Source organism: Pseudomonas sp. NFACC04-2, from assembly GCF_900119265.1.
Classification (GTDB): domain Bacteria; phylum Pseudomonadota; class Gammaproteobacteria; order Pseudomonadales; family Pseudomonadaceae; genus Aquipseudomonas; species Aquipseudomonas fluorescens_AA.
Genome location: NZ_FPJC01000038.1, coordinates 15,269 through 30,051, shown reverse-complemented (window position 1 = coordinate 30,051; position 14,783 = coordinate 15,269). Strand labels below are relative to the sequence as shown.

1 protein-coding gene is annotated in these 14,783 nt (G+C 62.5%); it reads right to left on the bottom strand.

What is annotated here, in order from left to right; translation table 11 throughout:
- Positions 1-14,651 (bottom strand): non-ribosomal peptide synthetase (locus BT125_RS27600; protein ID WP_139271819.1); only part of this gene is annotated, 14,651 nt, incomplete at its 3' end.
- Between the last annotated feature and the right edge of the window lie 132 nt (positions 14,652-14,783).

Sequence of the window (14,783 nt, the reverse complement as noted above, 5' to 3'; positions counted from 1 at the left end):
GTCTGCGCCAACACCGCCGCCGGCGCACTGTCTTCCAGCATGTAGGCGATGCGATCCAGCGGATAGGCCGGATCCAGCGGCACATAACCGCCGCCGGCCTTGAGGATCGCCAATAGCCCAACAACCATGTCGATACCACGCTCGACGCAGATCGCCACCCGCGAATCGGGCTCTACGCCCTGCTTGCGCAGGTAATGGGCCAGGCGATTGGACCGTTCGTTCAACTCGCGGTAGCTCAGGCGCTGCTCGCCACGAATCACCGCCACGGCCTCCGGCGTACGCTGGACCTGGTTCTCGAACAGACCATGAATCGTTTGCTGCTGCGGATAGTCGGCTGCAGTGGCGTTGAACGTCACCAGCAGCTGCTCACGTTCCGAGGCCGGCAGGATCGACAAACGCTGCAAGGGCATGTCTGGCTGCTGTTCGAGCATGCCGACCAGGTTTTCCAACGTGTGCTGAACATAACCACACAGCCGCTGCGCACCAATGCGCGCCGGGGTCATGACGGTAAAGCTGAACGCCTCGCCCTGATCATCCACCGACAATGTCAACGGGTAGTTGGTCCGCTCCTCGCTACTGAGTATCTGGATACCATTCCAGGCCGGCAATAGCTCGATCGCGGTTGTCGCCCCGGTATGACGGTAGTTGAGCAAGGCACTGAACAGTGGTGTTGGCGCTTGCACGTCACTGCAACGCTGTGCCAACGCCAAGGAAGCGTGTTCATGGCCCAGCAACGCGGTCAGACTTGCATGGGTCGCCTTAACGCCAGCACGGACGCCGGCTTGCGCAACGCTCACCCGCAAGGGCAGCGTATTGATGAACATGCCCAGCGCCCGATCGGCGCCCTCGCCGCCCTGCATCCGACCCATCAGCACCGTGCCGAACACCACATCGTCCTTGCCCGACACCTGGCCCAGGACATGCGCCCAAACCAGGTGATACAGGCTCGCCGCGCTCACCCCGAGCTGACGCGCCTGGGCCCGCAACCGGCGACTCAGGTCGGCCGCGACCTCCTGGCGCACCTCCTCGATGCCGCTGCCATCGCCTTGCACATCCTGCAAGCCGAACGGTAGCGTCGGCTCGTCGACGTCGCCAAGCATGTCGCGGAAAAAACGTTCGTGGGCTTCGCCACTCACACCCAGGCGGGCCTGGGCCACATAGTTGCGATACGGCATCGCGGCGCCCAACTGCGCCGTCTCCCCCGAGAGACAGGCCTGTATTTCGTGTTGCATCACGTCCAGCGCGGTGTGGTCCAGCGTCATGTGGTGGAACAGCAGCATCGCCAGCCAGCGGTCATTCTCCGCGTCGTGGGCATGTACAAGACGCAGCATCGGTGCCTGGGTAATATCCAGACGGTGATGCCTGGAATCGAAACGCTCATACAATTGCGCCGCGGCATTTCCGTCGACCGGGTCCAGGGCGACCTCTTGCCGTCTCAGCGGGGCTTTGCGCCAGACGATCTGCAAGGGTTGCTCGAACCCTTCCCAACGTATCGAGGTCCGGAGAATGTCGTGACGATCGATGACCTGTTGCAACGCGCGCGCGAAGTCTTCCAGACGGCCCCGGGTCTCGAAAGCGAACAGCGTCTGGAGCAGGTAGGGATCGCCCTGCTCGGCCGAGAGGTGATGGTAGAGAATACCTTCCTGCAGCGGGGCCAGCGGATAGATGTCCTGCACATTGCGCGCACCACCCGGTACTGTCGACACGATGCGCTCGATGGCGTGGGGGTCCAGAGCGACCAGCGGCAGCATCGCCGGGGTGATGTGTTCACAATCCAAGGGAATCAAATTCGCCGGGACATTGACCTCACCGCCACTGCCGACGGCGGCGGCCAGCGCGGCCAGGGTCGGTTGACTGAACAGCACGCGCACGTCGGCACTCAAGCCGGCCTGGCGCATCCGCTCGATCAGGCTGACGGCCATGAGCGAATGGCCGCCCAGCTCAAAGAAATTGTCGTAACGACCCACCTGCTCGACCTTGAGCAGCTCGGACCAGATCCGCGCCAGCGCCGTTTCGACCTCGCCTTGCGGGGCTTCGTAGCCGCGCCCCGAATAGGCCTCGCTGTCCGGGACAGGCAAGGCCCGATGGTCGAGCTTACCGTTCGGGGTCAGCGGCAAGGCATCCAGGCGCATGTAGGCCGCGGGCACCATGTGGCTGGGCAGGTGCACCTGCAATTGTTCGCGCAGGCTATCGGCTGTCAGCGCTTGATCCAGGGTGTCGTGCGCCGTGTAATACGCCACCAGGCGCAGGTCATCCGGGGCCTCTCCCACTGCGACGACAACGGCCTCCCGGACTCCGGCGCAAGCACCAAGCCTGGCTTCTATTTCACCCAGTTCGATGCGCAAGCCGCGGATCTTCAGTTGGCTGTCGTTGCGCCCCAGGTAGTCGATGTTGCCGTCCGGCAAGTAGCGCCCCAGGTCACCGGTGCGGTACATCCGCGCGTCCTGCCTGGCGCTGAACGGGTCCTTCACAAAGCGCTCGGCGGTCAACTGCCCCCGGTTCAAATAACCCCGGGCAACCCCGGCGCCACCAATGTACAGCTCACCCGCCACGCCGACCGGAACCGGTTGCAGGTGGGCATCGAGCAGGTAGACCTGGGTGTTGGCCACCGGCTTGCCGATATGCAACACCGTTTGCGAGGCATCGATCCGCCCCGAGGTGGCCACCACCGTCGTTTCCGTGGGGCCGTAGTTGTTGATCAGTTCGAAGGGCAGATCGGCCGGTAGCTTGCGCAGGCGGTCGCCACCAATCAGCAAGGTACGCAGTTGATCGTGCCCCAGGTTGCGGCCAAACGCGTATTCGGCGATGGGCGTGGGCAGGAAGCACACATCCAGCGCCTGGGCCTGCCACCAGTCGAGCAGTGCACCGACGTCTTCGCTGCCGGCATGGGCCGGTGGCAACAGCAACGTCGCCCCCGCACACAACGAAGGCCAGATCTCCCAGGCCGCCGCATCGAAACCGAAACCGGCGACACTGGAGGTGCGGCTACCGCGTTTCACATCGAAGGCCTGGCAATGCCAGCCCACCAGGTTGCTGAGGTTGCGATGCTCGACCATCACGCCCTTGGGCAGACCGGTCGAGCCGGACGTGTAGATCACGTACGCCAGGTGACGGGCTTCGAGCCCCGGCACCTCGGGGTTGGAGACGGACTCGTCCTGCCAATCGGCGCTATCGAGCTCGATGACCGGCACCGCGCCAGCGGCCAGCAAACCCCGGGTGACGGCCTGCGCCAACACCGCGACCGGTGCACTGTCCTGCAACAGGTAGGCAATACGTTCCGTTGGGTAGGTCGGGTCCACGGGGACATAGCCCGCGCCGGCCTTCAGCACGCCCAACAGGCCGACGACCATTTCCAGGCTGCGCTCGACACAGATCGCCACCCGATCGTCCGGGCAGATGCCCAGGGCCAGCAGGCGATGCGCAACCTGGTTAGCCCGGGCGTTGAGCTCACAGTAAGTCAGGCTCTGGCCTGCATGCACCACTGCCAGCGCTTGCGGATGTGCCGCGGCCTGAGCTTCGAACTGCCGATGAATCAGCGGGTCATGGGCATAGGTCGTCCCTGTCGCATTCCAGCTTTCAAGGAGTTGCTTACGTTCGGCCAGCGGCAATATTGCCAGGCTGTGCATCGGCGTCTGCGGCGCATGTTCCAACGCATCGACCAGATTTTCCAGCGCCACTTGCATATAGCCACAGATGCGTTGGGCACCGACCCGGGACTCGACCAGCACCGTCAGGCTGAAGTCTTCACCCAGGTCATCGACGCTCATCGTCAACGGATAATTGGTGCGTTCTTCGCTCTCCAGTATCTCGATACCCTGCCAGGCTGACGAGGTTTGCAGCGCGATGGGCTCGGCGACCGAATGACGGTAGTTGAGCAATGCACTGAACAAGGGCATCGGTGCAATCACGCCGCTGCAACGCTGGGCCAACGCCAGGGAGGCATGTTCATGGCCCAACAAGCCGCTCAACCGCGCATGGGTCGCCCGTACAGCGTCGCGTACGCTTTGCGCACCGACCTGCACGCCAATCGGCAAGGTGTTGATGAACATTCCCAAGGCGCGGTCGGCCCCCTCGCCGCCCTGCATCCGCCCCATCAGCACGGTGCCGAACACCACGTCTTCGCGCCCCGAAACCCGGCCCAGCACCTGGGCCCAGGCCAGGTGATGCAAGGCTGCCGCACTCACCCCCAAGCGACGGGCCTGGGTCCGCAGGCGTCGACTCAAGTCGGTCGCGACAGCCTGCCGGGCTTCTTCGATACCGCTGCCATCGCCACGGACCTCCTGCAAGCCGAACGGCAGCGTCGGTTCGTCGATGTCGCCGAGCATCGCGCGGAAAAACCCTTCGTGCTCTTCACGACTCACCCCCAGGCATACCTGGGCCACATAGTTGCGGTAAGGCACCGCATCACCCAACTGACCGGCTTGGCCCGACAGGTGCGCCTGCATCTCGTGACGCACCACTTCCAGCGCCGTATGGTCGAGCGCCATGTGATGGAACAGCAAGGTCGCCAGCCAACGCTGGTTGACGGCGTCCTCTGCGAAGCGGACGCACATCAACGGCGCCTGGCGGATATCCAGGCGCTGGTGACTGACGTCGAAGCTCGCCTTCAACTGCGCGAGAATGTCACCCTCTTCATCGTGCGGGATAACCTGTTCAACACCCAGTACCGCCTTGCGCCAGACCACTTGCACCGGCTCGTCCAGCCCTTCCCAGGCCATGGATGACCTCAAGATGTCGTGGCGGTCAACGACGCTTTGCAGGGCCTGGATGAACGCGTCGAGGCGTTCGCGGTTGTCGAAGGCGAACTGCGTTTGCAGCACGTAAGGGTCGCCTTGTTCAGCGGCGAGGTGATGGTAAAGGATGCCTTCCTGCAGCGGCGCCAACGGATAGATGTCCTGCACGTTGCGCGCACCACCCGGCACGGTGGACACGATGCGGTCGATGGCATCCTGGTCGAGGCTTGCCAGCGTCAGCATGTCAGGCGTGATCCGCTCGCAGTCGAGCGCGATCCGGTTGGCTGGCACCACGATTTCGTTGCTGCCTCCCACTGCCGCCGCCAACGCCGCGAGGGTTGGCTGGCCGAACAATATGCGCACGTCGGCGCTCAAGCCGGCCTGGCGCATGCGCTCGATCAGCGTGACCGCCAGCAGGGAATGCCCGCCCAGTTCGAAGAAGTGATCATGGCGACCGACCTGTTGCAGGCCCAGCAAATCCTGCCAGATTTGCGCCAAGGTGGTTTCAGCCTCGCCTTGCGGGGCTTCGTAGCCACGGGTGATGACGGCATCGAGGTCTGGTGCCGGCAGGGCCTTGCGGTCGAGCTTGCCGTTCGGCGTCAGGGGCAAGGCATCCAGGCGCACGTAGGCCACCGGCACCATGTAGGTTGGCAACAACGCCTGCAGGTAGGCACGCAAGGCTTCGATGTCGACCGAATCGTCTGGCGAATGCTGAGTGAAATAGGCGACCAGGCGCTTGTCGCCCGGTACGTCTTCACGGGCCAGGACTACGGTTTCGTTCAAGACATCGTGTTGCGCGAGCTTGGCTTCGATTTCTCCCAGCTCGATGCGGAAACCGCGGATCTTCACCTGGTCGTCGTTACGGCCGAGGTATTCGATGTTGCCGTCCGCCAGGTAGCGGCCCAAGTCGCCAGTCTTGTACATGCGGGCGTTCGGAGCCGTGCTGAACGGGTCCTTGAGGAAGCGTTCGGCCGTGAGGTCGTCGCGGTTGAGATAACCACGAGCGACCCCGGCACCACCGATGTAGATTTCGCCCGGCACGCCCAGTGGCACGGGTTGTTTGTGCTCGTCCAACAGGTAGAACTGGGTGTTCGCCACCGGTTTGCCGATGTGCGCGGCAAATCCATCTTCCCGGGCCATCGACACCCAGCTTGAGTAAGTCGTGGTTTCCGAAGGGCCGTAGAGGTTGCACAGGCGTTTGACCTGGGTCTGCTCGAACAACGTCTCCACCAGGCTGCGCTTCAAGGCTTCACCGGCCACGTTGACCGTGTCAACGCCCTCGCCCAATCCGCCGGATTCCAGCAAGGCCTTGAGCGCCGAGGGCACGGTGTTGATCAGCGTGATGTCGTGCTCGCCCTCTTGCAGTTCCAGCACATTAGTGACCACTTCGATGCTGCCACCCGAGGTCAACGGCGCGAAACACTCGTAGACCGCCAGGTCGAAGTTCAGCGACGTCGAGAACAGGGTTTTCGACAGGGTTTGAGCGTCAAACGAGCGATGGGCCCAGGTCAGGAAGTTCACCGTGTTGCGGTGTTCGATCATCACGCCCTTGGGCAGACCGGTCGAACCCGAGGTGTAGATGACATAAGCCAAGTGCGAGGACGTCAGGCCAGTGACTTCAGGATTCAGCGGCGATTCGCACTGCCACAAGCCACTGTCGAGATCGATCACCGGCATTGACGCTGCTGCCAGCAATTCAAGGGTCGCCGTCTGCGCCAACACCGCCGCCGGCGCACTGTCTTCCAGCATGTAGGCGATGCGATCCAGCGGATACGCCGGATCCAACGGCACATAACCGCCGCCAGCCTTGAGAATCGCCAGCAGCCCCACGACCATGTCGATGCCACGCTCGACACAGATCGCCACCCGCGAATCGGGCTGTACACCCTGCTTGCGCAGGTAATGGGCCAAGCGGTTGGCCCGTTCGTTCAACTCGCGGTAGTTCAGGCGCTGTTCGCCACGGATCACCGCCACCGCCTCCGGCGTACGCTGGACCTGGGCCTCGAACAGACCATGAATCGTCTGCTGCTGCGGATAATCCGCCTCGGTGGCGTTGAACGTCACCAACAGCCGATCACGCTCCTGCGCTGGCAAGATCGTCAAATCAGACAATGACGTTCCAGCCGCACCCTCCAACGCCACGACCAGGCTCGTCAATGCCGCTTCCATATAGGCGCCGATCCGCCGTGCGCCGATTTCGACCACCGCCTGAACAGTCAGGCTGAAGCCTTCGCCGAGATCATCCACGGACAGCACCAGTGGATAGTTGGTGCGTTCTTCACCGCCCAGTTCCTCGATCCCTTCCCAGGTCGACGACGCTTGTAACGCATCAGGCTCGGCGACCGAATGACGGTAGTTGAGCAATGCACTGAACAAGGGCGTCGGTGCGACCACGCCACTGCAACGCTGGGCCAGCGCCAGGGAAGCATGTTCATGGCCCAACAGCCCGCTCAGCCGCGCGTGAGTCGCCAGCACGCCGTCGCGCACGCTTTGTGCACCGACTTGCACACTGATCGGCAAGGTGTTGATGAACATTCCCAAGGCGCGGTCGGCGCCTTCACCGCCCTGCATCCGCCCCATCAGCACCGTGCCGAACACCACCTCTTCGCGACCCGAAACCCGTCCCAGCACCTGGGCCCAGGCCAAGTGATACAGGCTCGCCGCACTCACGCCCAATTGACGCGCCTGCAGACGCAGAAGGCGGCTCAGCTCCGTCGAGATGGCCTGCTGGGCTTCCTCGATACTGCTGCCATCGCCACGGACATCCTGCAGGCCGAACGGCAGCGTCGGCTCGTCGATGTCGCCGAGCATCGCGCGGAAAAACCCTTCGTGCTCTTCACGACTCACGCCAAGGCATACCTGGGCCACATAGTTGCGGTAAGGCACCGCGTCGCCCAACTGACCGGCGTGGCCCTGCAAGTGCATCTGGATCTCGTGGCGCATCACTTCCAGCGCCGTGTGGTCGAGCGCCATGTGATGGACCAGCAGGGTCGCCAACCAACGCTGGTTGGCGGCGTCCTGGGCGAACCGAACGCGCATCAACGGCGCCTGGCGGATATCCAGGCGCTGGTGACTGACGTCGAAGCTCGCCTTCAACTGCGCGAGAATGTCACCCTCTTCATCGTGCGGGATAACCTGTTCAACACCCAGGACCGCCTTGCGCCAGACCACTTGCACCGGTTCGTCCAGCCCTTCCCAGGCCATGGATGACCTCAAGATGTCGTGGCGGTCGATCACGCCCTGCAAGGCCTGGGTGAAATCGTCCAGGCGTTCGCGGCTGTCGAAGGTGAACTGCGCTTGCAGCACATAGGGATCGCCTTGCTCGGCGGCGAGGTGATGGTAAAGGATGCCTTCCTGCAGCGGCGCCAGCGGATAGATGTCCTGCACGTTGCGCGCACCGCCCGGCACGGTGGACACGATGCGGTCTATGGCCTCCTGACTCAACCTCGCCAGCGGCAGCATGGCTGGGGTGATGTGTACGCAACCCGAAGGAATCAGGTTTGCCGGGACAGTCACCTCGTTGCCAGTCCCCACTGCCGCCGCCAGCGCGGCCAAGGTCGGTTGATTGAACAATATGCGCACATCGGCGCTCAAGCCGGCCTGGCGCATCCGCTCGATCAGGCTGACGGCCAACAGGGAGTGGCCGCCCAGTTCAAAGAAATGGTCATGACGGCCGACGCGCTCGACCTTGAGCACGTCTTGCCAGAGCTCTGCCAGGGTGGTTTCGACCTCGCCTTGCGGGGCTTCGTAGCCACGGGTGATCAGCGCGTCGAGGTCCGGCGCCGGCAGGGCTTTGCGATCGAGTTTACCGTTGGGGGTCAGTGGCAAGGCATCCAGGCGCACGTAGGCGACGGGCACCATGTAGGCCGGCAACTGCGTTTGCAGGTGCGTGCGCAGGGCTTCGATCTCTATTGTTTCGTCCGGCGAGTGTTGGGTGAAATAGGCGACCAGGCGCTTGTCCCCCGGCACATCTTCACGAGCAAGGACCACGGCTTCGTTCAAGGCATCGTGTTGCGCAAGCTTGGCTTCGATCTCCCCCAGCTCGATGCGGAAACCACGGATCTTCACCTGGTCGTCATTACGGCCCAGGTATTCGATGTTGCCGTCCGGCAGGTAGCGGCCCAAGTCGCCCGTGCGATACATGCGGGCGTTTACAGAGGTACTGAACGGATCTTTCAGGAAACGCTCGGCCGTGAGGTCGTCGCGGTTCAAATAACCACGAGCGACCCCGGCACCACCGATGTAGATTTCGCCCGGAACGCCCAGCGGCACGGGTTGTTTGTGCTCATCCAGCAGATAGAACTGGGTGTTCGCCACCGGTTTGCCGATATGCGCGGCAAATCCATCTTCCCGGGCCATCGATACCCAGCTTGAATAGGTCGTGGTTTCCGAAGGGCCGTAGAGGTTGCACAGGCGCTTGACCTGGGTCTGTTCGAATAAAGTGTCAACCAGACTGCGTTTGAGCGCTTCACCGGCGACATTCACCGTGTCGATGCCCTCGCCCAATCCGCCAGATTCCAGCAACGCCTTGAGCGCCGACGGCACGGTGTTGATCAAGGTGATGTCGTGCTCGCCCTGTTGCAGTTCCAGCACATTAGTGACCACTTCGATGCTGCCACCCGAGGTCAGCGGCGCGAAGCACTCGTAGACCGCCAGGTCGAAGTTCAGCGACGTCGAGAACAGGGTTTTCGCCAATGTTTCGGAGTCGAACGAACGATGGGCCCAGGTCAGGAAATTCACTGTATTGCGGTGCTCGATCATCACGCCTTTAGGCAGACCGGTCGAACCCGAGGTGTAGATGACATAGGCCAGGTGCGAAGACGTCAGCTCAGCCACCTCGGGATTCTGGACGGATTCGCCCTGCCACAAGCCGCTGTCGAGATTGATCACTGCCATCGAGGCATCGCTCAACAAGCCGACTGTGGCGTCCTGGGCCAACACCGCAGCCGGCGCACTGTCTTCCAGCATGTAGGTGATGCGATCCAGCGGATACGCCGGATCCAACGGCACATAACCGCCGCCAGCCTTGAGAATCGCCAGCAGCCCCACGACCATGTCGATGCCACGCTCGACACAGATCGCCACCCGCGAATCGGGCTGTACACCCTGCTTGCGCAGGTAATGGGCCAAGCGGTTGGCCCGTTCGTTCAACTCGCGGTAGTTCAGGCGCTGTTCGCCACGGATCACCGCCACCGCCTCCGGCGTACGCTGGACCTGGGCCTCGAACAGACCATGAATCGTTTGCTGCTGCGGATAGTCGGCTGCGGTGGCGTTGAATGTCACCAGCAGTTGTTCGCGCTCCAAGGCCGGCAAAATCGTCAAATCCGCCAGTGGCGATTCCACCGCACGCTCCAACGCCGCCGCCAGGCTCGTCAACGCCGCCTCCATATAGGCACCGATCCGCCGTGCGCCGATTTCGACCACCGCTTGAACGGTCAGGCTGAAGCCGTCGCCGAGATCGTCCACGGACAGCGTCAGCGGATAGTTGGTGCGCTCCTCACCACTCAGGATTTGTGCTCCGGCCCAGCGCCGCCCTTCACCGACCGCCTTGGGTGCCTGCGCCGCCACGGCTGTCTGCCGGTAATTCATCAGCGCGCTGAACAAGGGGGTCGGCGCGGCGACGCCGCTGCAGCGCTGCGCCAGGGACAATGGCGCGTGTTCATGCCTCAACAAGGTCGCCAACCGCGCGTGGGTCGCTTTCAGCGCGGCCAATACCCCCTGGCCTCCCGCTTCGACGCGCAAGGGCAGTGTGTTGACGAACATGCCCAGGGCATGGCCGGCTTCCTGCCCACTGTGCAGGCGGCCCATCAGTACCGTGCCGAACACCACTTCCTGGCGACCGGACAAACGCCCCACTACCTGACCCCAGGCCAAGTGATGCAGACTGGCCGCACTCACTCCCAGGCGCCGTGCCTGGGTACGCAACCGCTGGGCCAGATCGGCGGCCAGCGGCAACACCATCTCTTCGACACCGACACCGTCGCCCTGCACATCCCGCAGACCGAATGGTAATGTCGGCTCGTCTATGTCCCCCAGCATCTCGCTGAAGAACGCCTCATGGTGTTCGTGATTGCCTGCCAGCCGCACCTGCGCCACATAGTTGCGGTAAGGCACCGATACCGGCAGTTGGGCCGAACGGCCCTCCAGATGCGCCTCGATCTCCTTGCCCAGCATCCCCAGGGAGGTGGCATCGTCAATCAGGTGATGGAACAACAACACCGCGACCCAGTTGCCGTGGGTGACATCTTCGGTGAAATGAATGCGCATCATCGGCGCCTGGCGCAGATCGAAGCGGGTGTGACGCGGATCGAAACGGCGCTGCATCTGGCCAGCGATATCGCCTTCAGCCGCATCCAGACCGAGTTCTTCGACCATCAGCCGTGCCTGGCGCCAGACCACTTGGACCGGCTCGCCCAAGCCTTCCCACGCCACCGAAGTACGCAGAATGTCATGGCGTTCAATCGCCACTTGCAAAGCCTGCACAACAGCATCGAGCTGTTGGCGGCTGTCGATGCGCAACAGAATCTGCAACAGGTACGGATCGCCTTCCTCGGTCGCCAGGTGGTGGTACAGGATGCCTTCCTGCAACGGCACAAGCCCGTAGATATCCTGGACATTGCCCACGCCGCCCGGCACTGCCGCGACCACTCGATCGAGCTCGTCCTGGGTCAGCGTTGCCAGTGGCAGCATGTCCGGTGCGATGCGTTCGACCCCGTGGGCAATCATGTTGTCCGGTACCACGATGCCATTGCTGACACCCGTGGCGGCGGCCAGCGATGCCAATGTCGGCTGGCCAAAGAGAACCCCCACATCGGCGTGCAGCTTGACCTGGCGCATGCGTTCGATCAGCTTGACCGCCAGCAACGAGTGGCCGCCCAGTTCGAAGAACCGATCGTGTCGACCCACTTGTTCCACACCGAGCAGTTCGGCCCAAAGCCTGGCCAGAACAGTTTCCACTTCGCCTTCCGGGGCTTCGTAGCTGCGACGGGCATAGGCCTGTGAATCGGGCGCCGGCAGGGCCTTGCGGTCCAGCTTGCCGTTGGTCGTCAATGGGAGCGCATCCAGCAACACGAATGCACTCGGCACCATGTAGTCAGCCAACAAGCCCAGCAATTGGTCCCGCAGGTCAGCCACCGAGAGTGGCCGACCTGCGTCGGCCACCACATATGCTACCAGGCGCTTGTCCCCCGGGTTGTCTTCACGGGCGATCACCACCGCTTCGCGCACCTGCGCACATACCGCCAGCTTCGCTTCGATCTCGCCCAGCTCAATGCGGAAACCACGGATCTTTACCTGTTCATCGTTGCGCCCCAGGTATTCCAGTTCACCGTTTTTCAGCCAGCGGCCAAGGTCCCCGGTACGGTACATTCGCCCATGAGCCCCACCGTCGAACGGGTCGGCCAGGAATCGCGTTTCGTCAAGCTGGGGCCGGTTCAAGTAACCCCGCGCCACGCCCGCGCCCCCTACATACAACTCACCCTCCACGCCTACCGGCACCGGTTGGCCGTACTTGTCGAGCAGGTACAGGCGCAGATCGGGAATACGCTTGCCGATCGGGCTGACGCCGGTCAGTTGCGCATCCGCGGCACACAATGCGCGGTAAGTCACGTGCACTGTCGTTTCGGTGATGCCATACATGTTCACCAACTGCGTCCCGGCATTGGTCGAACGGGCATACCACGACTTGAGCATGCTGGTTTCCAGCGCTTCGCCGCCAAAGATCACCTGGCGCAGGCTATGGCACAGATCGCTCTCACCCTGGGCCACGATCAGTTGCCGGAAAGCGCTTGGCGTCTGGTTCAGCACGGTCACACCGGCCTCGCACAGCAGCGCGTAGCAGTCTTGCGGAGAACGACTGACCAGTTGCGGCACCACCAGCAAGCGGCCACCGTGGGTCAACGCGCCCCAGATTTCCCAGACCGAGAAATCGAAGGCGAAGGAATGGAACAGGGCCCACACATCCTGCGGACCAAAATCGAACCAGGGTTGGGTCGCCGAAAACAGCCGTGCGACGTTGCGGTGTTCGACCATCACACCCTTGGGCAGACCGGTGGAACCGGAGGTGTAGATCACATAGGCCAAGTGGTGCGACGCCAGGCCACGCACATCAGGGTTGAACCGTGGCTGTGCGCTGATACCCGCCGCTTCGGCCTGGTCAAGCAACACCACCGGGACTTGCAACGCCGGCAGCTGAACCTGCAGCGTCGATTGAGTGAGCAAAGCAACCGGCGCACTGTCGTCGAGCATGAAGGCCAGGCGCTCCTGGGGATAGGCCGGATCCAGCGGCACATAGCCGGCACCGGATTTCAGGATGCCCAGCAAGCCGATGATCATGTCCAGACCGCGCTCGACACAGATCGCCACGCGGTCGTCCGGGCGGACTCCGAGGATTAACAATCGGTGCGCCACCTGATTCGCCCGGGCGTTGAGTTCGCCATAAGTCAGGCAACGGTCTTCATGCACCACCGCTACCGCGTCAGCTTGGGCCCGCGCCTGCGCTTCGAACAGGCCATGGATCGTGTGGTCACGCTCATACGTGCGCGCATCGCTCGCGTTCCAGGCCTCAAGCATGTCCGCTTCGGCCGCAGTCGGCAGAATGAAGCCCTCGATCGGCAATGTATCGTCACGCAAGCCTTGCTCCAGCACATGCATGAATCGGTCGGCCATCGACTCGATTTCATCGGCCTGGAAGTAGCTTTCGTTGTAGATCCAGTGCAGCCAGGCATTGTCGTCGTTCGGGTTGCTCCGGATATGGATGGACAGCGGCATCTGTTCCTGGCCATTGGAGCCCATCACAAAATGAGCCGGCGCCTGTCCGAACATGAACCGACGATCTTCCTGCTCATAGGAGAACGAAACGTCGAACAGCTGCGCGCGGTTGTCGCGCCGCAACTCTAGCGAACGGTTCATCTCGCTCAGGGGGAACCGCTGGTTGCGATAATCCTGTTTGAGTGTGCGGGTCACGCCACGTATCAACTCGCCAAATGACAAGTCGCTGGCAAACTTGAAGCGCACCGCACTGACCTGCGTGAACAACCCCGCCGTTTTCTTGAAGGTGGCATTGGGACGGTTCAGGATCGGCAGGCCGATCACCAACTCATCACGCTGGGTGGTCCGTATGAAAAAGACATACAGTGCAGCCAGCAGCACCGAAAAACGTGACGCCTGATGTGCTTGCGCCAGGACGTCGATTCGATCGCTCAAGCTGTGGGCGAAGCGATACAAGGCTTGAGCACTGGGCGCCAGGACCCCGGGCTGCTGGTCATGGTGACGCGCGATGAACAGTGGATCCGGAACGTCCTGGTATTTGTCCAGCCAGTAGGCTTCATCGAGCTTGAAGCGAGGGGAATCACGATAGCGGGCATCTTCTTCGATGAAGCCGACATAGGATGGTGCCGACAAGTCAGGCGGCTGGTCGTTCTCCAGGGCGTCATAGAGTTCACCCAGCGAAGTGAGCACCAAACCGACGCCCCACCCGTCCAGGATGATGTGGTGAAGGTGCATCACAAAATAAAACGACGTGTCACCGAGCTTAGCCAGATAGAACCGGAACAACGGGCTTTCATCCAACCTGATGGCGACCGCCATCCGTTGTTGCATCCAGGCATGGACCGCTGCCTCTGGGTCAGGCCGATCGGAAAAATCCAGCACGGGAACCCGCGCTTCCAATGTCTCTGCCATTGTCTGCATGGGCACGCCGTCGGCGCCGTAGTGCAATACCGTACGCAGGGCATCGTATTTTTCAATCAACAGGTCGACCGCCCGCTGAAAGCGCTCAGGGTCGACGGCGCCCTGGATATGGAGATAGCCACCGATGTTGTACAGGGGGGAATCGCCCTTGGTCATCTGGTCCAGCCAGATGTCCCGCTGCGCTGTCGTCAGAGGGTAGCTTGTCGAGAGCTGGAGAAACTGATTCATACCCACCCCTCCGACACGCGCACGCACACCCACGACGAACCGCCCGGAGCCTTCCGGCCCCGTGGTTTTTCATCACACCGGTCGGCAGGCAGCCCCATTGCAACAACGCCATCCACAGCACGCGCAAAGATA